The organism is Amycolatopsis melonis (assembly GCF_040064235.1).
Lineage (GTDB): Bacteria > Actinomycetota > Actinomycetes > Mycobacteriales > Pseudonocardiaceae > Amycolatopsis > Amycolatopsis melonis.
The window spans coordinates 623,358-645,118 of the sequence record NZ_JBDZYD010000003.1 but is presented as its reverse complement, the minus strand read 5'-3'; the positions used below and the strand labels follow the sequence as shown (position 1 = coordinate 645,118).

Below are 21,761 nucleotides of genomic sequence, written 5' to 3'. Positions count from 1 at the left end.
TAATTCGGCCGTCCGGGTGATCAACCGGAATAGAAGGAGGCCGACCAGGCGGTTTCCGCCACCACCCATTCCACCGCGACCGTCCGGTGTGAGGTATTTCGATATCCGGCGAAGACTGCCGGAAAGACGGGGCACGATTACCGTTGAACATGCGTTTCCGTTCCGGCACGATAGGCACAATCCGCGGTTTTCGCTCGCGGCGCCCGGCACCAGGAGGAAGGGATGAGGTCATCCCGGATCGCCACTGTCGCCGCCCATTTCGGCCGCGATCTGGCGTTCGGTACCACCCGTGTCGCCACGCTGATCGAGGAAGCCCGCCGGTCCGGCGCGGCGGTGCTGGTCCTGCCGGACGGCACGCTCGGCGGCTCCTTCGCCGACTTCGGCCGGGCCGATCCCGAGCACCTGGCTCCGGCGCTCGATCCGGACGGGCCCGAGGTGCGGGCGGTGGCGGCACTGGCCGGGGAAATGGTGGTGTGCTTCGGGTACACCGAAGCCGGGCCGCGAGGCGAGCGGTACTCGGCCGCGGCGTGCGTGTCCGGCGACGGCGTGCTCGGCAGGCACCGCAAGGTGTATCTCTCCGCCGCCGAAACACTGCACCGGCAGCCGGGCCGGGGGTTCGCCGCCTTCGACACCCCCGCCGGCCGGATCGGCATGCTGCTCGACTACGAAAAGGCCTTCCCGGAGCCCGCCCTCGGCCTCGCTTCGGACGGCGCCGAGATCGTCGCCTGCCTGTGTGCGTGGGCGACCGGCAGCCGGGCACCGACCCTTACGCGAGACCGCCAGGCCCGGCTCTTCGACGTCTACGATTGTGTGCGGGCCGTCGAAAACCAGGTGGTTTTCGTCTGCGCCAACCAGGCGGGAGTGCTGAACGGAACCCGGTTTCTCGGTTCGGCGAAAATCGTCGGACCGGATGGCTCCACCCGGGCCCGGACCGGGTCACGGGCCGGGCTCGTCGTCGCCGAATTGGCTGTCGAAGAAGAAATTGCGGCGGCACGCGGCGTCCGCGACCACCTCGGGGAACGGAAGGGCACTACGCCGAGCGTCGCTTGACCCGGCTCAGCAGGGCGTCGACGGCCAGGAACACCACCAGGCTCGCGCCGACGAGCGGCAGGACCCACGCCAGCACCGCGATCCCGAGCAGGGTCACGATCAGCGGGCCGCCCGCCAGCTGCCGCCACACCGGGCGCGGCAACGACGCCCACCGCCCCTTGTACGGGTTGTGGATCCACCACATGCGGTAGCCGAGCGCGAGCAGGACGAGCGTCGCGACCGCCACCAGCGCGACGACGATCTGGTTCGCCAGGCCGAACAACGTGCCGGTGTGGAACTCGGTGGCCAGGGCACTCAGCTTCGCCGTCAGCGAGTAGTCGCTCCAGGCGATCCGCTCGGTCACCTCCGCCGTGTAGGGATCGACCGTGACCGCGCCGCGGTGCATCGGCAGCCCTTCCGCGATTTCCGTGACGGTGTAGGGCGCGTCCGGCCGCGGCGGTACGACGACGGCCAGCTCCCCGCTCAGTCCCGCGGCTTCGGCGGCCGCCACCGCGCGGTCGACCCCGATCGGCCCGGCACCCGGCCGGACCGCCACCGGGGCCGCCGCGAGCACCGGGGCCCGCAGGTGGATCGGGTCGGTGGTCCCGTCCGCGCGCCCGCCCGCGAACTGGCTCATGCTCAGCCCGGTGACCGCCACCACCAGCAGTCCCGCCGTGAGCCACAGGCCGGTGGCGCCGTGGATCGCGCGCAGCCGGGTCCACCCCGTCTTGTCGCGGACGGACGGCAGGAGCACTTCGCGTGCCGGGCGTTTCCGGCGCGTGCGGGCCAGCCACAGCACCAGCCCGCCCACGGCGACCAGCGGCACCCAGCTCGCGGCGAGCTCGGCGTAGAGCCGTCCCGGCGTGCCCAGCTGGAGATTGCCGTGCAGCTGCCGCAGCCACGTGTTGGCGGGCAGCCGGTTCTCGACCGTCGTCAGCTCGCCGTTGATCAGCGCGGTGTACGGGTCGACGAACACCGTGCGGTCGGCGGTCCCGGCCGGCCCCGGGACCGTCAGCACCACGCGGGTGGTGCGGTCGGGGGCGGGCGGGGTGAGGACCGACTTGAGCGTCCCCTCCGGGTGCGCCGTGAGGGCCGCGCGGACCTGCTCGGCCAGCGGGCGCGGCGCGTCGCCGACCTGGTTCACGTGCAGGGCGGTCCGGTAGAGGCTGTCGTGGATCTGCGGGCTGAACACGTAGACGAGCCCGGTCAGGCACAGCACGGCGAGGAAGGGCCCGACGACGATGCCTGCCAGGAAGTGCAGCCGCCGGGAGACGAGCTGCAGGACGGTGCTCACGCGCGGCCGCGGCGACGGCCGGGCGGCCCGGTGCGAGGGGACGGCGGAGGTCGAGGACAAGGTGGCTCCCGCGGCTGGAAGGGGCGGTTCATCTCACGTCGATGGGCTGCTTGACCGTCTGCGTCCGGCCGTCGCCGGCCCGCACCGTCAGCTCGAGCTCCCACCGGCCGGGTCCGGGCGTGCTCACCCGGCCCGCCCAGCAGGCGGTCCCGGCGCGCTCCAGCGGCACCGGTGCCCGGCCGAGCGCGGCGGTCACGGTCGTGCCGTCACCCGCCGGGCTCAGCACCGACACGCGTACGTCGAGCCGGTCGGCCCCCGGGATGACGACGAGGTCCAGCGCGGCCGTGCCGGACACGAGCCGCGCCGGCGGAGCCTGCTGCCGGATCGCCGCCGGGGCCTGACCTGCCGGGCCCTGCGCGTGCGCGCTCTGCCCGGGAGCCAGCGCGAGCAGCGTCGCGGTGGCTACGGTGACCACCACCGCCGCCCCCGCCGGCGCGACGGCCCGCGGGCCGAGCCGCGCCTTCACCGGACGGCGTGGCAGGAGCCAGGCGAAGACGGCGAGCACCGCCGCGAGCGCGAGAGATCCGGCGGGCAGCCAGCCGAGGCGCTGCCCGGTCCAGGCCTGGGCGGTCCCGGCCAGCGCCAGCAGCGCGGCGAACACCGGCACCGCCCGCGCGAACCGGGAGATGGCGTGCCGGTCGCGGGCGACCGGGAACCGCAGTAGCAGCAGGCCACCGGCCGGTACGGCGAGTGCGACGAGCAGACCGGCGTCCGCCGCCAGCGCGAGCGGAGACGGCGCGCCGGGTGGCCGCGGGTCGGCGAAGGTCCAGGTGGCGAGGACCGCGGACGCACAGCCCAGCACCGCCGCGCCACGCTGCCACCGGCCGGCGGCCGTGGCCGCGGGCGGGCTCTTCACCAGCAGCGTGAGTCCCAGCGTGGCGGGCACGAGGATGGCCAGGCGGGCGAGCAGCGCGCCGCCGGCGTCGGACTCGGCCGCACCCGCCAGCAGCCGCGGGTCGAACGCGGCACGCCACGGCACCCACGCCGCATACGGCCCGAGCGACACGAAGGCGACGAGCGTGCCGCCGACGACCAGCCACCAGGTGGTCCTGATCCACCACCGGGTCGCCCTGGCCCGCACGGTGGCGGGCCCGATCGCCGCGACGAAGAACGCGAGCCCGGCGAGCACCACCATCGCCGCGACCGACAGCGTCCGCGCCGTCAGGTGGACGGCCGCCACGACCGGGTTGCGCGTCGTCTCGATGTCGGGCACGCCGTCGGGCTGGATCGGGTAGGACACGTCGAACGTGAAGGAGCCGCTGACCGGCTCCAGCCGGCTCGACGGCACCGTCCACGCCACGGCGTAGGTGCCTTCGTGACGCTCCGCGGGCATGGGGACGGAGATCCGGTCCTCCCGGCCGTCCACATGCGACGGTCGCGTGAAGACCACCTGGCTGCCGTCGGGGTCGAGGATCCGGATGGTGGCCAGCGCGGCAGGCACCGGCCGGTCGAAGGTCAGCACGACGGCGTCGGGTGACTTGACCACTTCGGTGTTGCCCGGCGACGTCGTCAGGAGCACCGGGTCGCCCGTCGCCGGTGCGGTTGTCAGGAGCAGGGTGCCCCAGCAGGCGGCGACCAGCAGCACGAGCGCGGCCAGCCGCCCGGCCCCGGCGCGCGGCCGCGGGGCCGCGACGCGGGGACGCTCTTTCACCGCCGTCATTCGACGCCGACTTCCGTGCGTTCGGGCTCGGGTTCCGCGGCGGGTGCACGCAGCCGTCGCCGGTGCGCCCGGTACCCGGCCACCGCGATCACGGCGAGCGCGAGGCCGAAGGCGGCCCACAGCAGGGCGAGGGGCGGGCCGCCGGTGCTCTGCGCCGCCTGGTCCGCGGGAGCCGTGGCATCGCCGGCGGCCGGAACCGGCTGCTGCCCGGCGGGTTCCGCCGCGGGGGCGACGAGCCCGGGCCCGAAGCTGATCACCGGCGCCGGCGAAGTCGTCTGGTTCCAGTGTGCGACCAGGCCGTTGGCGAAGGTCTGCGTTGCTTCGAACGGCAGCCGCCCGTCGGCGGGCAGCGGGCCCATGGTGACGAGGAACTGCTCGAACTGCCTCGGCGCGACCGCGCCGCCTTCGACGACGAGGGCGTCCGCGGCCTCGCGGACCACCTTGCCGCCCACCTCGATCGGCGGGTTCAGCGGCCGCGGGCGGACGGTGGCGGTCCAGCCCGGCGCCGGGTCGACCTTGACGTAGGCGACCGGCGGGGTACGGGGGAAGACCAGTTCGAGCCGGGTGGCCTTCGTGTCGGCCCGCTCGTTGGCGAACCGGAAGGCGAAGGTGCGCGTGCCGCCGCCGTCGACGCGATCGGGCACGATGGACACCTGGGCCGCCACGGGCGGGGTCAGCGCCGGCACGCCGAGCACGGCCGTGAGCAACGCGAACAGGATGCGGGGAAGGGCTTTCCGGCGGTGCGCCATGGGATTCTCCTCCGGCGGTGAGGTCCGGGGCCGGGTCGAGGCCCGGCCCCGGACCGTTACCGCGTGATGTGTCAGCAGGCGGACGGGGTGAGGGGGTTGAGCTGCCGGCAGGTCAGCTGCGCCCGCCAGCTCCCCTGGTTCTGCTGGACCCAGCCGTTGTAGACCAGCGGCACGGCCAGCACGCCCTGGCCGCCGTAGCCGGGCTTCCCGGAGATCGATCCGTCCATCTTGGTCGTCGGGGTCGGGTCGAGGGTCAGCTGGCCCGCCACCTTCGCGTCCTCGATGTTGCCGTCACCGTTCGGGTCGACGTCGATGACCTGGACGACGTTGGCGAACTTGTTCGACACGTAGCCGTAGTAGCCGCCGCCCTTCTTGGCGCCGTAGTTGATGCCGTGGCAGCCTGCCGCGCACGGCAGGTCCTTGACGATCTTGTCGGTCCTCGGGTCGATGACGGTGACCGTCTGGGACAGCACGTTCGCCGCCAGCATCGCCTTGCCGTCCGGGGTCACCGGCAGCTGGATCGTCAGCCCGCCGAACGGCGCGCCTGCCTTCGGGCCGTCCTGCGGGCTGTAGTTCGCCCACAGGTCGATCGTCTTGCTGTGCACCTTCTCCCCGTTGTCCACGCAGGCGGGCCCGGCGAGCGAAACGCAGGTGATCGATTCGCCGGTGAAGTCCGCCGTGTAGAACTTCGAGGAGTCCGGGGCCATGCTCGAGGCGATCGGGAACTGGCCCGTCTTCTCGGTCCGGACGGTGCCGGTCGGCAGGTCGATCACCGATGCGTTGTTGGTCAGCACGTTCGGGGTGACGACGGTCTTGCCGTCCGCGCTGGTCCAGTGCGCGTGCGGGTGCCGGACCTCCCCGGTCGGGCTGACCGAGATCTTCCGGAGCACGTTCGTGCCGCCCGGCGCCAGCTCGACGATCTCGTTGCCGGCGTTGATGCCGATGACGAGCTTGTCACTGCCCGGCTCGGTCATCACGTGCGCCGGGTTCTGGCCGACCTGCGTCTGCCGGACGAACACCCCGGTCTCCCGGTCGAACACGTCGACCTTGTTGGAGAACCACTCCGTTTGGTAGAGGTACTTGTAGTCCTTGTCGGTCCACATGTTGTGCGGGTTGTTCATGTTGATCGACGGGGCGCCGATCTTGCGGTCGATCGTCCAGTTGGCGACGTTGATCTTCGTGGCCGAGCCGACCGCCTTCTTGCCTGCCCACTCCTCGACCTCGGTGTCGACCCACACCTCGCCGACGCCGGGGGTCGACGGCAGCTGGTTGCCCTTCGACAACGTCCTCGGGTACGAGAACTTCTTGTCGAAGTAGGCGTCCAGGTTCGGGATCAGGACGGGGTTGCCCGCGGCGTCGTACTGCAGGATCGGCGCCGGCGGCTGGATCGGGTTGAAGGAGTTCTCCGAGTCCGGCTTGAACTGCTGCCAGTTGTTCGGGTTCGTGATGTTGAAGAACGCGTTCACCAGCCGGTTGACGATGTCGGAGTTGGTCGGGACGACCAGGTCGCGCGAGTTGATCATCGACGCCTTGCCGAAGTCGAGGCCGATGGTGAGCGGGTCGTCGACCACGACGGCGCCCAGCATGTACGGCGTCACCATGTCGGTGAAGGCGTACAGCCCGGGTTCGGTCAGCTGGATCGACCGCTGCCCGAAGAACGCCCCGCCGGGCATTTCGTAGGGGAAGCCCTCGGCCCCTTCGGGCGCGATCAGGCCCATCGGGTCGCGGGCGCCGGTCGACTCCTTCGGGTCGACCACGAAGTTCACCGTCACGGGCGGGCCCTTGACGGCGAACTTGGCCAGGTCGTTGAGCGCGCCCTGCAGGTCAAGGCCGACCGGCAGGGAGTTGAGGTTGAGCGGCTGGTCGGCACGCATCGTGGTCAGCTGCTGGGCGAACTGCCCGAGCAGGTTCTCCGCCTTCGCCGCGGCCGGCGCGGCCTGCCGGTTGCTCGCCCCGATCGACTTCACCGCGGACAGCGTGCTGTCGAGGTTCAGCGCCTTGCCCAGCTGACCGCCGAGCGAACCGAGCACGGGGAGCTGGCCGAGCAGGTTCTGCGTCAGGTTGCCGACCGCGCCGACGAGGTCGGAGTTGAGCAGGCTGGACAGTTCACCTCCGGTCGTGAGGCCGCCCAGCGTGCCGAGGCGGGGCAGCTCGGCCACGGCGAGCGACTGGTCTCCGAACAGGTTGAGCCCGGAGTCGAACCACTTGCCGTTGTCGTCCTTCATGTGGAACGTGATCGGCACGGGGCCGACCCCGATCGGCTGCTGCGCCGAGGCCGGGACCGCCGCCACCGCGGAGGCGCCGAGAGTGGCGACCGCGAGGACGATGGTGACCGCCGATTTGGCTCGGCGTGACCTCGTGCGGGCTCCTGGCGGAGCTTCTGGGGACATGAGCTTCCTTTCCGTATCTGTTCGGCTGAACGGAGGAAAGTGAATCACGGAATTCGCGTCCGGCTCCGGATTTTCCTGTTAACGCGACGTGAAATAAACGTCTTCCAATGGGGGAACCGCGGTGAGAAATAGCGACAATAAAAGCAGGGAAACAGTTTGCCTTGAATAGTTCCCTGGCTCAGCCGAGCAGGCCGAGCACAGTGCACAGCAATGGCCCGAGCAGCCCGCTCGAATCGCATTCCGCGACGGGCGGCGGCACGGGTTCGGTGGTCGGGGGCGGCAGTTCCGGTGGCGCCGGGGAAGTCGCCGGTGGCGGCACCGAAGACGGCGGCAGCGGCGGTTCCCCCGGCAATGGCGGATATTCCCCGGTCGGCACCGGCCATCCGGACGACCCCGGTGGTGCATTACCCGCGGAGACGCGGCTGGTCACCACGGGCTCGCCGGGGAGAACGGGATCCGGTCCGGGAACCGGCGGCGGTGCCGCAGTCGTCGTGGTCGACGTCGCCATCGTCGCCGCCGGAGGCGGGCCGGACGAGGTGGGGGCCGGGCCGGGCGGCGGGGACGTCGTCCGCGGAGCGGCGACCTGGGTCACCGGCGGCCGCCGCTCGTCGCCGAGGTGAGCGGCCACTGTCCACAGCGCCCAGCCGCAGGAGGCGGCGGCCAGCAGGGCCGCCGCCCAGGTGCCGATCTTCGTTGTCGTCACGGGCATCTCAGAGGTCCAGTACCAGCTTCCGGCCGCAGGAGCGGGACACGCAGATCATCATGGTCTCGTTGGCCGCCTTCTCCTCGCCGGTCAGCACCGAGTCGCGGTGGTCGCGCACCCCGCCGAGCACCGGGGTTTCGCAGGTGCCGCAGGTGCCCTCGCGGCACGACGACAGCACGGGCACCCCGGCGTCTTCGGCCACTTCGAGGATCGAGCGGTCGGCGGGCACCGTCAGCGTCAGCCCCGACCGGGCGAGTTCGACGTCGAAGCCGGCCGCGACTCCGGTGATCTCCTTGGGCGAGAACCGTTCCAGGTGCAGTTGCAGGTGCGGCAGGCCGGCGCAGGCCTCCTCGGCGACGGCCAGCAGCGGCTCGGGCCCGCAGCAGTAGACCGCGGTGCCGCCGTCCGCCGCGGCCAGCGTCCCGGCCACGTCGGGGTGTCCCGCTTCGTCGCGCGGCCACAGCAGCACCCGGTCGCCGTACGCCTGCCGCAGGTGTGCGGCGAAGGCCATCGACGAGCGCGACCGGCCGCCGTAGAGCAGCCGCCAGTCGGCGCCTGCCGCCTCGGCAGCCGCCACCATCGACAGGAACGGGGTGATCCCGATCCCGCCCGCGACGAACAGGTACCGTTCGGCACGCACGAACGGGAAGTTGTTGCGGGGACCGCGGATCCGCAGCCGGTCCCCCGGCAGCAGCGTGTCGTGCACGAACGCGGAACCCCCGCGCCCGGCCTGCTCGCGCAGGACCGCGACTTCCAGCACGGAACGGTCGCCGGGATCGCCGCACAGGGAGTACTGCCGGACGAGATCCGGCCGCAGCAGCAGGTCGACGTGGGCACCCGGCGCCCATGGCGGCAGCTGATCCCCCGTGGGATGGCGGAACACCAGCCGGACGACGCCCTCGGCGATCGTTTCCTTGTGCGCCAGCAGCACTTCGAGGTCGAGATCGGCCGAAGGAAGGATGTTGACGGTCATGACTCTCCCGGTTGTCCGCATCGGTTCGCAGCACAAGTCAAACCAGCACCGGAAACAGCGGCGTGGCCGGAAAATGAAGTCCGTGTATCGCCGTTTTCACAAAAGAGAAGGAGAGCGGTGAGCTTTTCCGTGACCCCAACTCGGCTCTGCTGTCAAATACTACCCGGTTGTGGCGTGACCGCAAGACGTCCATTTTCCTTTCGACGGCCTCAGCCGAGCGCGAAGCGTACCGACAGCCGGCCGGGGCGGGGCTCCGGCCAGGTCCGCAGCATTCCGTCGTGCTCGGCTGGCCACTCGCAGACCACGATGTTGAGCCCCCGGTTGAACTGGCCGGTCAGCCGCGTCAGGAATTCGTTCGCCTGCGGCATGTCGAAGGCACCCTGCCGGGCCTGGAAGAACACCATGCCCCGGTGCGAGAGGGCGAGCAGGAGGTTGACGTCGCCGTAGTAGTCGCGGAATCCGGTCAGCAGGTTCTGCCGGTCCCGGACCGGGCCGCGCCGCGGGGCGGACGGCGTGTGCGGCCGCGTCCAGGCCAGCCACAGGACCTCCGCGTCCGGGAGCCATTCGTTGCCGGGCCGGGGTTCGCGCGGGCGGCCCGACAGGACCCGCCCGCGCCGCATGTCCAGCAGCCGGTGCTCCTCCACCAGCCCCCAGCGGGTCAGGTACTGCGACACCGTCGGCGAGCTGATCACGATGCCGAACTCCCGGCGGACCAGCTCGGAGATCGCTTGCCGCGTCCAGAGCCGGTGCGGCAGCCCGCACTGCTCCGGCAGGCCCGACACGATCGTCCGCACGAGCCACGCCTGCTGCCCGGCGGTCAGCGCGAACTGCTCGCCGGGCCGCCGCCCTCTCCGCCGTGGCCGGAACGCCTCGTCGCCTTGCCGCTGGTAGGCCGCGACCCAGGCACCGACGGTCTTGCGGGAGACCCCGAACAGGCGCGCGACCTCCGCCCGCGTCACCCCCGCTTCGACAGCGGCTACGGCTCGGCGGCGGAGCGCTTCGAGAGCGTCCGCGGAGAGACTGCGCGCGTCACGATCGGTCACGGTCAAGTCCCGGATAGTGGCAGTTGCACTGTTCATGAGGAACGTCCTTTCGTGAACGGAGTGTCACCGCTCGTCCCTCCCGCGAGGGTTGCCGTAACCGGGGATTAACGGGGCACCGCGATCAGCGGGGACGGCGGTAGCCCCATCTGCGCAGCAGCTGGGCACTCACCCCGGCCAGCAGCAGGATTCCCGCCAGGACCGGCCAGGAGAGCGCGTCGCCCCGCGGCGCGGCCAGCGCCTCCGCCGATCCGGCCGCGCGCGGCGCGTCCAGCACCACCGGCACCTGGCCGTCCGCCTGCGGCGGCTCGGTGCCGACGGGAAAACCGTTCCCGGGCAGCTGCCCGGGGATCGGGGTGCCGAACACCGCGCTGCCGCCCGGCGTCGAGCCGGGCACGGCGGCGATCGTCCACTGCCGCCCGGCGGCCGAGGTGCCGGCCTCGGGCGAACCGCCGGACGCACCGGGCACCGACGGCGGAAGGCCGGGTGTCGCGGGCGAACCGGCCGGAGGCGCAGGAGCAGGCGCACCCGGGACCTCGCCGCGCACGACGATGCCGCAGAGCGCGGCCAGCGACGAGCGCACGGTGGACACCAGCGGGGCGAGCACCGGCGCGAGCACGGGCAGCTCGCCGAGGCGGGTGACCACCGCGTCCGCGATCACGGCCCCCGGGATCTCCGCCTGGCCGGCCGGGACGGTCCCGAGCGGGATCGGCGCCGTGCCGGCCCAGAGCGACCGGAAGGTGCCGGTGAGCACGCCCAGCGGGTCCAGGCCGGACAGCGCGGACACCACGGGTTCGGTCACCGCCGCCGGGGCCAGCAGCAGCTGCGCGCCCGGCGCGCCGGTGACCGTGGCGGAGCACGCCGTCGCCGTCACCGGAGCTTCGGCCGCGGCGGCGGGCGCCGGGCCCGGCAAAACGAGGGCCACCACAGCCGCGGTGAGAAATGGTGTCGTTCGCACGTGCCGCCTCCTCGGGCGCCGGACTTCTTGGCTCGGTCTCAGGTATTCCCGGGCCGGATGTGCCAGGCTGGGAAAACCCGGACCACGGCATGGTCTCAGCTTCACCGCTTTGTTGACCAGCCGGGTGAAAACGCGCGTTGCGGCAATGTTGCCACCGCTGGACACAACGCCCCTACCAGGGCTTATGGCCACTTTCACCGGTTCGGACCGGAAACGCCGCGCCGACCGCAGCGGGCAAATAACGGACACCCCGGCGACGGGAGAGTGAGGTAGCGATCGGGATGGGTGTAACCCTTTCAAAGCGAGCAAGGAACTCCTTTCCGACGAAATCGCCGGATACGATCCGGAATCCGGGTGAACTGTTTACGCCGGGGTAACACAGTCGTGGGCGCACAGGAAAACCGCCGATCCGGAAAGCCGGATCGGCGGTCGGGAACTGCCGGGTTCAGGCCGGGCGCACGACGTCCTGGTCGTCGTCGAGCAGCGCCGGATGGGCGGCGGGCCAGTCGTGCGGGACCAGCCGGACGTCCCGACCGCACTGCATCCGCAGCCGGCGCCGGAAGTCGGTGACGCCGGTGAACGGCGCCGCCGCGACGAGGAACTGCAGCGTGCCGCGGCCGCTCACCGCGACAAGGGCGTGCAGCGCGCGGGAACCCATCGGCGAGCGCGGGTGGGTCCAGGTCACCAGCAGCGTTCCCGGCGGGCAGCCGGGCCGCCGGGAGAACACGCCGTCGCGGGTGATCAGTTCCCACCGGAGCAGGTACTTGTCGATCGTCGTCCCCGCCAGCACGACCCCGCACTCCCGCGCGACCAGCTCGGCGACCGCCTTGCGTGTCCACACCAGGCACGGCAGCCCGGCCGCGTCGGGTGGCCCGGACGCCAGGACGTCGACCACGCGGCCCTGCTGGGCCGCGGACAGCACCAGCTGCTCCCCGGTCCGGCGGCCGCGCGGCCGGGGCCGCAGCGTCGACTCGCCACCGGATTCGTAGGCCCGCACCCAGGAGCCGACCGCTTTCCTGGACACGCCGAACATGTGCGCCACCCTGGTCTGCGAAAGCCCCGAACCGACCGCGGCCACGGCTTGCCGCCGCAGCTGTTCCAACGCGTCCGCCGGCAGGCTTCGCGCGCCCGGTCTCCCCTGAACCTCCACCATCGCCACCCCATCCGGTTCCGTCGGGCTACAGCTGGCTCGCCGCCGTTCTTCCGCTCCGCGGCAAAGGCGCGCGCACGGTTTCCCCCTGTGAGTTCCGAGCGGACCACGTGGTACGACCGGTTGGCGGAACGGAGATCTTGGCTCGGCCAATGGTGCGGGGCCACATGACCGATGCATGACACCGCTGTTGCGAACTCTTTACCGAAATTTCCCGACTACCGGGAGGGGCGGTGATTTGCCCTGCGTAACCCGCAAATGTGGCCGGGCTGCCGGAAATATGTGCCATGCGTCCGGCAATGCGCGAGGTTCCGCGCTGCCCATCCGCCCACTTCAGCCTAACAACGCCGACCCGCCGCTCACCCAATGGAGTGAGTCACGTATTTGCCTGGCGGGCGCCGCCTTGACTTCGGCACCTTCGGCAGTTCCTCGGCCGGCGGGTGTCACCGCACAGCGGCGATCGTCTCCCCCGCCACCGGCGGGCAGTCCAGCAGCCGTGACGCCGGCGCCACGCCGCGGTCCACCTGAGCGGCCAGCAGCCGCACCGCCGCGCGGCCCAGTGCGCGCCGCGGGACCTCGAAGCCGCTGATCTCCGGGCCCGTCGTCCCCGACGGCGGGCGGCCCAGGACGGCCAGCGAAAGCTCCGACGGCACCGAAACCCCCGCCTCGCACAACGCTCGCCGCGTCGCGTGGAACAGCGCGCCGGTCTCGGTTTCCTCGACCAGCAGTGCCGTCATGCCGTCGGTGCGCCAGCCGCGGATCGTGGCCGCGCCGAGGCCCGCGCCGTCCGTGCGTGTCACCGTCAGCGTCAGGCCTGCCTCGGCCGCCGCCGTGCGGACCCCGTGTTCGCGGTCGCGGGCCGGCGGGGTGTCGTCCGGCTCGCGCAGGTAGCGGACGCGGCGGTGCCCGGCGCGGGCCAGGCGGGTGACCACCTCGGCCGAGGCGGCCGCGTAGTCCGCGTCCACCGACGGGACGCGGCCGCCCAGGTCGCTGCGGCGTCCGATGTGGACGATCGGGAACCCGGCGGCGAGCAGCTCGCCGAGCGCGGCCGCGGGCACGTGCCTGCCGAGGAACAGGCAGCCGTCGGCGAGGCGGACCCGGCCGATCCGGTCGGGGTCGGCGGTGAACATGATCAGGTCCTTGCCGAGCGCGGCCGCCTCCGCCTCGATCCCGGCCAGGACCGGGTGGCCGGGCCCGCCGGTGAACGCCGAGGTGAAGGTGCACACGCCGAAGAGGTTGTTGCGCGAGGACGCCAGCAGTTTGGCCACGGGATCGGGGACGTACCCGAGCTGTTCGGCGGCGGCCAGCACCCGCAGCCGCGTCCGTTCCGACAGCCGGACCCCGGTGCGGTTGCCGCCCAGCACCACCGAGACCGTGGCCTGCGAAACCCCGGCCACGCGCGCGATGTCGGCCTGCCGCACCCTGCCCATCGGGTTCCTCGCTCGCCAGTCTCCGCGGTCGGTCGCGCCGAGCCTGCAAGCCACGCCGGGAGCGGGTCAACGGTTTTGCCCGAAACTCCGCCGAACCCGTCCCTCGCGCACCAGGGCCGGCCCGGGCTGCAAGGATGCGGCCATGCCCTCTCTGCCCCTCGAAGGCGTCACAGTGGTGTCTTGCGAACAGGCGGTCGCCGCGCCGCTGGCCACCCGGCACCTCGCCGACCTCGGGGCGCGGGTCCTCAAGATCGAGCGGCCCGGCAGCGGGGACTTCGCCCGCGCCTACGACGAGACCGTGCACGGCCTGTCCAGCCACTTCGTCTGGCTGAACCGGTCGAAGGAGAGCATCACGTTCGACCTCAAGAGCGCCGCCGCGGCCGAGGTCATGGCGGCGCTGCTGGACCGGGCCGACGTGTTCGTGCAGAACTTCGCGCCCGGTGTCGCCGAACGGCTCGGGCTCGGCGCGGCGGCGATCCGCGCGGCGCGGCCGCGGCTGATCACGTGCTCGGTGTCGGGCTACGGCACGAGCGGCCCGTATCGCGACGCGAAGGCCTACGACCTGCTCATCCAGTCCGAAACCGGACTGGTTTCGGTGACCGGGTCGGCGGATCAGCCTGCCAAGAGCGGCATCCCGGCCGCGGACATCGGCGCGGGCATGTACGCCTTCTCCGGCATCCTCTCCGCGCTCTACGACCGCGAACGCACCGGGCACGGCACCGAGCTGGAGGTGAGCCTGTTCGACTCGCTTGTCGAATGGATGGGCTTCCCGCTCTACTACGCCGCGTACGGCGGGACGCCGCCCCCGCGGACCGGCACCAGCCATCCCGCGATCGCGCCGTACGGCACGTTCGCCGCGGGCGACGGGACGGAGCTGGTGCTGGCCGTGCAGAACGACCGCGAATGGGCGGCGTTCTGCGAGCACGTCGTCGCCCGGCCGGCGTGGGTCACCGACGAGCGGTTCGCGACCGGCAGTGCCCGCGTCGCGAACCGGCCGGCCCTGGAGCGGGAGATCGAGGCGATCTTCGCCACGCTCACCGGGGCGCAGCTGGAGGACCGCCTGCGCGCGGGCCGCATCGCGCACGCCCGCCGCCGCGAGCTGCCGGACGTCCTCGCGCACCCGCAGCTCACCGCGCGCGACCGGTTCGCCGAGGTCGCCACGCCCGCCGGGCCGGTCCGCGCCACCCTGCCGCCGATCACGGTGCCCGGCCGGGCCCCGCGGATGGGTCCGGTCCCGGCGGTCGGCGAACACACCGACGCGGTGCTGGCCGAGTTCGGCTTCGACCCGGAAACCTTGCGCCGTCAGGGCGCCGTGTAACGCAGGGCGATCTTGTGCTCCCGCGGACGCCCGGTTTCGGCGAAGCCCAGCCGCTCGTAGAACGCCTTCGCGCGGGTGTTGACGTCGAGGACTTCGAGCACGACGTCCTGGCCGCGCGCGGCCGCCTCGGCCACCAGTGCCTTGACGACGTGCCCGCCGAAGCCGCGGCCCTGGTACACCGGGTCCAGCTCGATCAGCCCGAGGACGACCTCGGTGCCGTTGTCGAGGACGGTCAGCGCGCCGGCGTCGTGGCCGTCGACGGTGATGATCTGCGTGTGCGCCGCGTCGAAGTTCCGCTCGTGGTACTCGCGCTGCGCCCGCTCGTCCCAGCCCCAGACCGCGTCGACGTACTCGCCGAGCGCGCTGCGGTGCAGCTGGAAGCAGAATTCGTCGTCACCCGACCGGAGACGGCGCAGTTCGACCCGATGCCGCACGCCCGTCACCCGCCCAGGATCCGCCGGGCACGGGCGAGCACCGGCCGGTCCACCAGCTCCCCGTCCACAGTGGACACCGAAGCGCCCGCCGTGACGACGCGGCGGGCCCACGCGCGCTCGGCCTCGGTCGGCTCGAACCCGGCACGGACCGCCGCGACCTGGTCCGGGTGGACGCACAGCTTGCCGCCGAAGCCCATCCGGCGCGCGTACCGGACGTCGGCCGCGAGCCGTCCGCCGTCGCGAAGGTCCGTGGTGACACCATCCACCGGCGGCGCCAGCCCGGCGGCCGCGGAGGCGATCACCAGCCGCGACCGCGCATAGGTGAACGGTTCCGGATCTTCCGGCGCGACGCCGAGTTCCGCCGCCAGATCGACGCTGCCGAAGGCCAGCCGCGTCACGGACGGGACGGCGGCGAGTTCCCCGGCACGTTCGACACCACGGGCGGTCTCGACCAGGGCGACGACCTCACGGAACCCGGCAAGCACCCCGGGCGACTCGGCCTTCGGCACCATGACGGGCACCCCGCGCGCGGTCACGACGGCGACGTCGGCCGCGAACCACGGCGTGCCCGGGCCGTTGATCCGGACCATCGCCGCGTGCCCGGCATCCAGCCAGGCGGCGACTTCGTTGCGCGCGGCATCCTTGTTCTCGGGGGCAACGGCGTCTTCGAGGTCGAGGATGACAACATCGGCCCCCGCGGCGACGGCCTTGCCGAACCGGCCGGGCCGGTCACCGGGCACGAACAGGAAGGTCACCGGCGCCATCCGGCCACGATAACGGCCAGGCGCAGCCCCGGCCACGGCGGCGGTCAGCATGCCGGGGCACCGAGCCGAGCGACCGGGCAAACGGGCACGGCGTGCGCACCTTTCACCGAGCCGGGGCCCCAGCCGAGCGCAACCAGGCAAGGCAGCCGCACCCTTTACCCTGCCGAAGCCGGACCGCCAGACGATCGGCAACGCCCAACGGACCCTCCTCGCGGCCCCCAGCCCCCCGCGAGAGGAGGCGGTGACCCCGCCTCCGGATACGGGGAACCCGGGCATCGGAGTAAGGGGTTTCGCGACGCGGAGTGCGTGTTCACCCGATGCCGCGGGCCATCCCTCAGGACGATCGTGGCCGGTAGCGATCACCGGAGTGAGGAGTGACCATGCGAGGCGACTGGATCCACGACTGGGTGCGGGTGGAGATGGACTACCGGGCCGGCCTGCCCAGGACCGCGCCAGGACAGCACCGGGAGCCCGCGCGGGCGTGGAAAGCCTTGTGGGTGTCGGTGTTCCCGCCGCGGCGGGCCCATCCGTGACGACGGTCAGCGGGCGGCGGCGTGGACCCGCTCGACCGTTTCGGCCAGGCCGTCCAGCCCAGGCAGGACCGCGTCGGCGATCGCCGGGTCGTGCGGGGCCGCGTGCCGGTTGATCCACACCCGCGGGATGCCGAGGGCCTGGGCGGGCACCATGTCGTGGAAGTGGCTCTGCGCCACGTGCACCCAGTTCGCGGGGGTCGCCTCGACCGCGGCGGCGAACCGCCGGAAGTGGCCGTGGCCCGGCTTGTATTCGCCGGCGTCTTCGGCGGTGACGACCACGTCGAACGGCACCTGGAGCCGCCGCTGGGTCTGCCCGACCAGGTCGCGGTCGCAGTTGGTCAGCAGCGCCAGCCGCCAGCCCGCCTCGCGCAGGGCGGTGAGCGCGGCCCGGGTGTCCGGGAAGACCGGCCAGTACGGCAGCCCGGTGCCGAGCACCGACGCGTCGTCGTCGAGCAGCTCCAGCCCGGCTTCGGCCACGGTCCGGCGCAGCGTCTCGGCCAGCACTTCCCGGTACCGCCGCACCGGCGTCTCGGCCTGCACGTCCGCTTCGAGACGGTTGTAGATTTCGAGCAGCTCGGCGCCGCGGCCGGGGTACAGCAGCTCGAACCCGGTGGCGATGCCGTGGCGCCAGTCCACCAGCGTGCCGAAGCAGTCGAACGTCGCCCAGCGGATCATCGGGCGCTCTCCTCCCTGTCGTGGGACGGCGAAGATCATCACCGCGCCCCCGGATGACCCGGGAGCGGCGTCGCGAAACGTTGCCGGGTCAGTGCTCCGCGAGGTACTCCCGGAAGGTGATCACGCCGTCGCGGTGCCTGGGCGCCAGATGCCCGCCGGCGGCGTAGGCCCGGAACGTCTCCCCGGGCACGGCGACCGGCACGATCCGCCGTCGCCGCCCGCTCACGTCGCCGACGGCCTCGGCCAGCTCCGCCGCGGTCAGGATTTCCGGGCCGCCGAAGTCGGGGGCCCGGCCCGCCGGTTCGCCGAGCGCGAGGTCCGCCAGCCGCCGGGCGACGTCGCGGACGTCCACCGGCTGGAACGACATCCGCGGGACCGGCACCACCGGCAGCCGGAGCGCGGGGGCGAGCAGGGCGCGGACCAGGCCGTGGAACTGCGTGGCGCGCTGGATCGTGCAGGGCAGTCCCGAGGTGGCGAGCAGCTGCTCGGTCTCGTGCTTGGCCTGGTAGTAGCCGAGCGGGACCCGGTCGACGCCGACGATCGAAACGTAGACCAGGTGCGGAGCCCCGGCCCAGCGGGCGGCCTCGACGAGGGTCCGGGCGAGCGCGGTCTCGCGGCGGAAGTCGGTGGCGCAGTGGACGATGACGTCGGTTCCGGCGACGGCGGTGTCGACGCCACGGCCGGTCCGCAGATCCCCGCGGAAGACGGCGGGGCTGCCCGCAGCCCGGCGGCTCAGCACGCGGACGTCCTCCCCCGCTTCGAGCAGCCGCGCCACGAGTGCGCTGCCCAGCCGGCCGGTGCCGCCGGTGACCAGGATCCGCACGTCGACCACCTCCGGCGTCATCCTGGCACGGCCGAGGGGTTCAGTGGACGGCGCCGAGCCGGATCGGCCGGGTGCCGGGAGCGGCGGCAGGCTCGCCGCAGTGCGCGCAAACGGTGACCGGGTGCAGTTCCTCACCGCAGGCGTGGCGCCACAGGGTCGGCGGTTCGCCCTGGTGGACGTACCGGTCGCCCCACGCCATCAGGCCGAGCAGGATCGGCTGCAGAGCGCGGCCGGCTTCGGTCGGATGGTATTCGTGCCGCGGCGGGTGGGCCTCGTACTGGACCCGCTCGAGCACGCCCGCGTCGACGAGCTTGCGCAGCCGCGCGGTCAGGATGTCGCGGCTGGCCCCGGTGTTCTCGGCGATCCGGTTGAACCGCCGCTCCCCCAGCATGATCTCGCGCAGCGCCAGCAGGCTCCACCGCTCGCCGACGACCTCCAGCGCCTCGGCCACCGAGCATTCACGACCACGCCGGACCATGCCACCTCCCTCAGGTCGAAAATCCAACCTAGCACGTCAACACGCCTGTGACCGAGCAGACAAGTGAGTTGTGGAATCCAACTGACGCGGCGTATACCGAAGACGTTCCCGATCTGCGAGGAGGCAGACGTCATGACGGACGCGGTGATCGTCGACGCGGTACGGACCCCGATCGGCAAGGGCAAGCCGAACGGCACGCTGGCCGGGGTGCACCCGGTCGACCTGCACGCCCACGCCCTGCGCTCGCTGGTCGAGCGCACCGGCATCGACCCGGCCCGGATCGACGACGTGATCAGCGGCGCCGTCGGCCAGATCGGCGAGCAGAGCATGAACACCGCGCGCTGGGCGGCGCTGGCGGCGGGCCTGCCGGAGTCGGTGCCCGCGGTGACCGTCGACCGCCAGTGCGGCAGCAGCCAGCAGGCGGTCCACTTCGCCGCGCAGGGCGTCATCGCCGGCGCCTACGACGTGGTGATCGCGTCGGGCGTCGAGTCGATGAGCCGTGTCCCGATGGGCAGCCAGGCCGCCGGGCGCGACCCGTTCGGCCCGCAGGTCGCGGCCCGCTACCCGGACGGGCTGGTGCCGCAGGGCATCAGCGCCGAGCTGATCGCCGCCAAGTGGGGCTTCACCCGCGCGCAGCTGGACGAGTTCAGCGCCGAAAGCCACCGGCGCGCCGCGCAGGCGTGGGCCGGCGGCCGGTTCGCGGGCGAGGTCGCGCCGCTCAAGGCCCCGGGCCCCGACGGCACCCTGCGCGAGGTCACCACGGACGAGACCGTGCGGCCGGGCACCACGCCGGAGATCCTCGCCGGGCTGAAGCCCGCGTTCCGCGCCGACGTCTGGGAGCAGCGGTTCCCGGACCTCGGCTGGCACGTCACCGCGGGCAACTCCTCCCCGATCAACGACGGCGCCGCCGCGGTCCTCATCACCAGCAGCGAGACGGCGGCGGCACTGGGCCTGCGGCCGCGCGCCCGGATCCACAGCTTCGCCGTCGCGGGCGACGACCCGCTGCTCATGCTGACCGGCATCATCCCGGCGACCCGCAAGGTGCTGGCCCGCGCGGGGCTGAGCGTCTCGGACATCGACGCGTTCGAGGTCAACGAGGCGTTCGCCAGTGTGGTGCTGGCGTGGCAGGCCGAGATCGGCGCGGATCCGGCGAAGGTCAACGTCAACGGCGGCGCGATCGCGCTGGGCCACCCGCTCGGCGGCAGCGGCGCCCGGCTGCTGACGACGCTGCTGTCGGTGCTGGAGCAGACCGGCGGCCGCTACGGCCTCCAGACGATGTGCGAGGCGGGCGGCCTGGCGAACGCGACGATCGTCGAGCGCCTGGACTGAGCCGGTCAGTCGGGGTCGGGTGGCTCCTCGACGCCGTCGCGGTCGGCCCACTCCAGCAGCGGGTCGAGGGAGAACACGGCGTCGTCGATGCCGGCGTGCAGGTCGCCCAGCTCGGCGAAGCGGGCCGGGACGGTCGCGATCGTGCAGTCGCCCGGCTCGACGTCGTCGATCTCGTCCCACCGGATCGGCGTCGACACCGTGCCCTCGGGGTTGCCGCGCACGGAGTAGGCGCTGGCGATGGTGTGGTCGCGGGCGTTCTGGTTGTAGTCGACGAACAGCATCCGCGGATCGCGGTCCTTGCGCCACCAGGTCGTGGTGACGTCGTCGGGCGCGCGGCGTTCGACTTCCCTGGCGAAGGCGAGCGCCGCGCGCCGGACGTCGGCGAAGCCCCAGCGGGGTTCGATCCGGACGTAGACGTGCAGGCCGCGGCCACCGGAGGTCTTCGGCCAGCCGACCGCACCCAGCTCGTCGAGGATCTCGTGCGCGACGTGCGCAACCCGGCGGACGCGGTCGAACCCGCAGTCCGGCATCGGATCGAGGTCGATGCGCCACTCGTCGGGCTTCTCGGTGTCGGCCCGCCGGGAGTTCCACGGGTGGAACTCCACAGTGGACATCTGCACCGCCCAGGCAACGTGCGCCAGCTCGGTGACGCACAGCTCGTAGGCATGACGGCCGTAGCGCGGAAAGTCGACGCGAACGGTCTCCAGCCACGGCGGCGCGCCATGCGGGACACGCTTCTGGTGCACTTTTTCCCCGGCGACGCCGGAGGGGAAGCGGTGCAGCATGCACGGCCGCTCGCGCAGGGCGTTGACGATGCCGTCGCCCACCGAGAGGTAGTAGTTGACCAGGTCGAGCTTCGTCTCACCACGAGCCGGGAAGTACACCCGGTCCGGGTTGGAGATCCGGACGGTCCGGTGCCCGACCTCCAGCTCCACCGCCGGCGTCTTCTGTGCCATGCCCAGACCGTACAACGGTTAGGGTCATCCGGTGCGCCTGCCGACGGACGGTCACGTCCACACGGAATGGTCCTGGGACACGGTCACCGGATCGATGGCCGGCTCGTGTGAACGCGCGCTCGAGCTGGGACTGCCGTCGGTGGCGTTCACCGAGCACGCGGACCTCACGCCGTGGCTGCTGCCCGAGCCGATCCGCCCGCTGCTGCCGGACCACTTCCGCGTGCGGCTGCGCCCGGACGGCGTCCTGGAGCCGCCGGACCTGGACGTCGACGGCTATCTGGCGTGCGTGGCGGAGTGCCGGGACCGGTTCCCTTCGCTGCGGATCCTGTCCGGGGTGGAGCTGAGCGAGCCGCACTGGCACCGGGCCCGCACCGACGCGCTGCTGGCCGCCCACGAGTTCGACCGGGTACTCGGGTCGGTGCACTCCCTGCCGGACGGCGAGCACCACCGCGAGCTGACGGTGGTTTCGGACCGGCCACCGGGCGAGCGGCTGCGGGCGTACCTGACGGAGGTGCTGGGCCTGGTCGAGTCGACGGCGGACTTCGCGGTCCTCGCCCACATCGACTACGCACTGCGAGCATGGCCGGGCGAGGGTCCGCCGTTCGTGGCTTCGGATTTCGAGGAGGAGTTCCGGACGGTCCTGCGGGCGTTGCGGTCGAGCGGCCGGGCCCTGGAGGTCAACACGAAGGTGCCACTCCCGGGCGAGGTGATCCGGTGGTGGTTCGAGGAGGGCGGCGACGCGGTGGCCTTCGGCAGCGACGCCCACGAGCCGGGCCTGGTCGGCCACGGCTTCCGCGAAGCAGCGGCCTTGGCGGAGTCCTGCGGCTTCCGGCCGGGCCGCACCCCACACGACTACTGGCGCCGCTGACGGTCCCGACGGCGGCACCCCAGCGCCCCAATGTGGCCTTCGGTGCGTTCAACGCAACCAAGGCGGCCTTCGGTGCGTTCAACGCAACCAAGGCCACCTTGGGGCGCATGCCGGATCGCGACCACCACCCGTCACTTTCACGTGAAA

Annotated in this window: 21 protein-coding genes; 5 read left to right on the top strand and 16 right to left on the bottom strand. The window is 72.5% G+C overall.

What is annotated here, in order from left to right:
- Window positions 1-222: 222 nt before the first annotated feature.
- On the top strand, window positions 223-1,050 hold the full coding sequence (locus ABJI51_RS10970; protein ID WP_348949737.1) for a carbon-nitrogen hydrolase family protein: 828 nt from the start codon (window positions 223-225) through the stop codon (window positions 1,048-1,050).
- Here ABJI51_RS10970 and ABJI51_RS10965 read toward each other — a convergent pair.
- The 10 genes from ABJI51_RS10965 to ABJI51_RS10920 all read right to left on the bottom strand — a co-directional run bounded on the left by ABJI51_RS10965 (window position 1,031) and on the right by ABJI51_RS10920 (window position 13,436).
- Entirely contained in the window at window positions 1,031-2,383 is a 1,353-nt protein-coding gene (locus ABJI51_RS10965) for a PepSY-associated TM helix domain-containing protein (protein ID WP_348949735.1), read from the bottom strand. The two genes, ABJI51_RS10970 and ABJI51_RS10965, sit on opposite strands and share 20 nt — an antisense overlap.
- Window positions 2,384-2,411: 28 nt before the next feature.
- Window positions 2,412-4,034, bottom strand: a complete 1,623-nt coding sequence (locus tag ABJI51_RS10960; RefSeq protein WP_431605591.1) for a copper resistance CopC family protein — start codon at window positions 4,032-4,034, stop codon at window positions 2,412-2,414.
- A gap of 5 nt (window positions 4,035-4,039) precedes the next feature.
- Window positions 4,040-4,792, bottom strand: a complete 753-nt coding sequence (locus ABJI51_RS10955; RefSeq protein WP_348949732.1) for a DUF1775 domain-containing protein — start codon at window positions 4,790-4,792, stop codon at window positions 4,040-4,042.
- A 71-nt stretch (window positions 4,793-4,863) separates the two neighbouring features.
- On the bottom strand, window positions 4,864-7,182 hold the full coding sequence (locus ABJI51_RS10950; protein WP_348949730.1) for a YncE family protein: 2,319 nt from the start codon (window positions 7,180-7,182) through the stop codon (window positions 4,864-4,866).
- Between the two features lie 178 nt (window positions 7,183-7,360).
- Window positions 7,361-7,891, bottom strand: coding sequence for a hypothetical protein (locus ABJI51_RS10945; RefSeq protein WP_348949728.1), 531 nt, complete (start codon window positions 7,889-7,891; stop codon window positions 7,361-7,363).
- A gap of 1 nt (window position 7,892) precedes the next feature.
- Entirely contained in the window at window positions 7,893-8,858 is a 966-nt protein-coding gene (locus tag ABJI51_RS10940; RefSeq protein WP_348949727.1) for a PDR/VanB family oxidoreductase, read from the bottom strand.
- 209 nt (window positions 8,859-9,067) lie between these two features.
- Window positions 9,068-9,901, bottom strand: a complete 834-nt coding sequence (locus ABJI51_RS10935) for a helix-turn-helix domain-containing protein (protein WP_348949725.1) — start codon at window positions 9,899-9,901, stop codon at window positions 9,068-9,070.
- Between the two features lie 121 nt (window positions 9,902-10,022).
- Window positions 10,023-10,823 carry a hypothetical protein gene (locus ABJI51_RS10930; protein ID WP_348949723.1) on the bottom strand — a complete coding sequence of 267 codons (801 nt, stop codon included), beginning with the start codon at window positions 10,821-10,823 and terminating at the stop codon, window positions 10,023-10,025.
- A 478-nt stretch (window positions 10,824-11,301) separates the two neighbouring features.
- Window positions 11,302-12,009, bottom strand: coding sequence for a helix-turn-helix domain-containing protein (locus tag ABJI51_RS10925; RefSeq protein ID WP_348949722.1), 708 nt, complete (start codon window positions 12,007-12,009; stop codon window positions 11,302-11,304).
- A gap of 440 nt (window positions 12,010-12,449) precedes the next feature.
- Window positions 12,450-13,436: a LacI family DNA-binding transcriptional regulator gene (locus tag ABJI51_RS10920; RefSeq protein ID WP_348949721.1), complete on the bottom strand. Its 987-nt coding sequence runs from the start codon at window positions 13,434-13,436 to the stop codon at window positions 12,450-12,452.
- Window positions 13,437-13,578: 142 nt separating this feature from the next.
- On the opposite strand from ABJI51_RS10920, the gene ABJI51_RS10915 reads away from it, so the two are divergent.
- Window positions 13,579-14,754 (top strand): CaiB/BaiF CoA transferase family protein, encoded by a 1,176-nt coding sequence (locus ABJI51_RS10915; RefSeq protein WP_348949719.1) that lies wholly within the window; start codon window positions 13,579-13,581, stop codon window positions 14,752-14,754.
- Here the strand turns inward: ABJI51_RS10915 and ABJI51_RS10910 are convergent.
- Together ABJI51_RS10910 and ABJI51_RS10905 are read right to left on the bottom strand one after the other, a co-directional pair.
- Entirely contained in the window at window positions 14,739-15,188 is a 450-nt protein-coding gene (locus ABJI51_RS10910; RefSeq protein ID WP_348949717.1) for a GNAT family N-acetyltransferase, read from the bottom strand. The genes ABJI51_RS10915 and ABJI51_RS10910 overlap by 16 nt on opposite strands.
- 5 nt (window positions 15,189-15,193) lie before the next feature.
- Window positions 15,194-15,952: an HpcH/HpaI aldolase/citrate lyase family protein gene (locus ABJI51_RS10905; RefSeq protein WP_348949715.1), complete on the bottom strand. Its 759-nt coding sequence runs from the start codon at window positions 15,950-15,952 to the stop codon at window positions 15,194-15,196.
- A gap of 380 nt (window positions 15,953-16,332) precedes the next feature.
- Here ABJI51_RS10905 and ABJI51_RS10900 point away from each other — a divergent pair, with 380 nt between their 5' ends.
- Window positions 16,333-16,485 (top strand): hypothetical protein, encoded by a 153-nt coding sequence (locus tag ABJI51_RS10900; RefSeq protein ID WP_348949713.1) that lies wholly within the window; start codon window positions 16,333-16,335, stop codon window positions 16,483-16,485.
- A gap of 6 nt (window positions 16,486-16,491) precedes the next feature.
- On the opposite strand, the gene ABJI51_RS10895 is transcribed toward ABJI51_RS10900, so the two are convergent.
- The 3 genes from ABJI51_RS10895 to ABJI51_RS10885 form a co-directional block, all read right to left on the bottom strand.
- Window positions 16,492-17,160, bottom strand: coding sequence for an HAD family hydrolase (locus ABJI51_RS10895; protein ID WP_348949711.1), 669 nt, complete (start codon window positions 17,158-17,160; stop codon window positions 16,492-16,494).
- 88 nt (window positions 17,161-17,248) lie between these two features.
- The gene (locus ABJI51_RS10890; protein WP_348949710.1) at window positions 17,249-18,004 is read right to left on the bottom strand and encodes an SDR family oxidoreductase; all 756 of its coding nucleotides are present in this window, start codon (window positions 18,002-18,004) and stop codon (window positions 17,249-17,251) included.
- A gap of 19 nt (window positions 18,005-18,023) precedes the next feature.
- Window positions 18,024-18,461, bottom strand: a complete 438-nt coding sequence (locus ABJI51_RS10885; RefSeq protein WP_348949708.1) for a winged helix-turn-helix transcriptional regulator — start codon at window positions 18,459-18,461, stop codon at window positions 18,024-18,026.
- Between the two features lie 132 nt (window positions 18,462-18,593).
- On the opposite strand from ABJI51_RS10885, the gene ABJI51_RS10880 reads away from it, so the two are divergent.
- Complete coding sequence (locus tag ABJI51_RS10880; protein ID WP_348949706.1) at window positions 18,594-19,790, top strand: thiolase family protein; 1,197 nt, start codon at window positions 18,594-18,596, stop codon at window positions 19,788-19,790.
- 5 nt (window positions 19,791-19,795) lie between these two features.
- Here ABJI51_RS10880 and ligD read toward each other — a convergent pair whose 3' ends face one another.
- Window positions 19,796-20,746 carry a non-homologous end-joining DNA ligase gene (ligD, locus tag ABJI51_RS10875; RefSeq protein WP_348949704.1) on the bottom strand — a complete coding sequence of 317 codons (951 nt, stop codon included), beginning with the start codon at window positions 20,744-20,746 and terminating at the stop codon, window positions 19,796-19,798.
- 31 nt (window positions 20,747-20,777) lie between these two features.
- On the opposite strand from ligD, the gene ABJI51_RS10870 reads away from it, so the two are divergent.
- Entirely contained in the window at window positions 20,778-21,614 is an 837-nt protein-coding gene (locus tag ABJI51_RS10870) for a PHP domain-containing protein (RefSeq protein WP_348949702.1), read from the top strand.
- Window positions 21,615-21,761: the final 147 nt, after the last annotated feature.

Excerpts from the sequence above, each read along its gene's own strand:
- ABJI51_RS10970 (WP_348949737.1), top strand. The coding sequence starts at position 223 with ATGAGGTCATCCCGGATCGCCACTGTCGCCGCCCATTTCGGCCGCGAT.
- ABJI51_RS10955 (WP_348949732.1), bottom strand. The coding sequence starts at position 4,792 with ATGGCGCACCGCCGGAAAGCCCTTCCCCGCATCCTGTTCGCGTTGCTC.
- ABJI51_RS10950 (WP_348949730.1), bottom strand. The coding sequence starts at position 7,182 with ATGTCCCCAGAAGCTCCGCCAGGAGCCCGCACGAGGTCACGCCGAGCC.
- ABJI51_RS10945 (WP_348949728.1), bottom strand. The coding sequence starts at position 7,891 with ATGCCCGTGACGACAACGAAGATCGGCACCTGGGCGGCGGCCCTGCTG.
- ABJI51_RS10940 (WP_348949727.1), bottom strand. The coding sequence starts at position 8,858 with ATGACCGTCAACATCCTTCCTTCGGCCGATCTCGACCTCGAAGTGCTG.
- ABJI51_RS10925 (WP_348949722.1), bottom strand. The coding sequence starts at position 12,009 with ATGGTGGAGGTTCAGGGGAGACCGGGCGCGCGAAGCCTGCCGGCGGAC.
- ABJI51_RS10920 (WP_348949721.1), bottom strand. The coding sequence starts at position 13,436 with ATGGGCAGGGTGCGGCAGGCCGACATCGCGCGCGTGGCCGGGGTTTCG.
- ABJI51_RS10915 (WP_348949719.1), top strand. The coding sequence starts at position 13,579 with ATGCCCTCTCTGCCCCTCGAAGGCGTCACAGTGGTGTCTTGCGAACAG.
- ABJI51_RS10905 (WP_348949715.1), bottom strand. The coding sequence starts at position 15,952 with ATGGCGCCGGTGACCTTCCTGTTCGTGCCCGGTGACCGGCCCGGCCGG.
- ABJI51_RS10900 (WP_348949713.1), top strand. The coding sequence starts at position 16,333 with ATGCGAGGCGACTGGATCCACGACTGGGTGCGGGTGGAGATGGACTAC.
- ABJI51_RS10895 (WP_348949711.1), bottom strand. The coding sequence starts at position 17,160 with ATGATCCGCTGGGCGACGTTCGACTGCTTCGGCACGCTGGTGGACTGG.
- ABJI51_RS10890 (WP_348949710.1), bottom strand. The coding sequence starts at position 18,004 with ATGACGCCGGAGGTGGTCGACGTGCGGATCCTGGTCACCGGCGGCACC.
- ABJI51_RS10885 (WP_348949708.1), bottom strand. The coding sequence starts at position 18,461 with ATGGTCCGGCGTGGTCGTGAATGCTCGGTGGCCGAGGCGCTGGAGGTC.
- ABJI51_RS10880 (WP_348949706.1), top strand. The coding sequence starts at position 18,594 with ATGACGGACGCGGTGATCGTCGACGCGGTACGGACCCCGATCGGCAAG.
- ligD (WP_348949704.1), bottom strand. The coding sequence starts at position 20,746 with ATGGCACAGAAGACGCCGGCGGTGGAGCTGGAGGTCGGGCACCGGACC.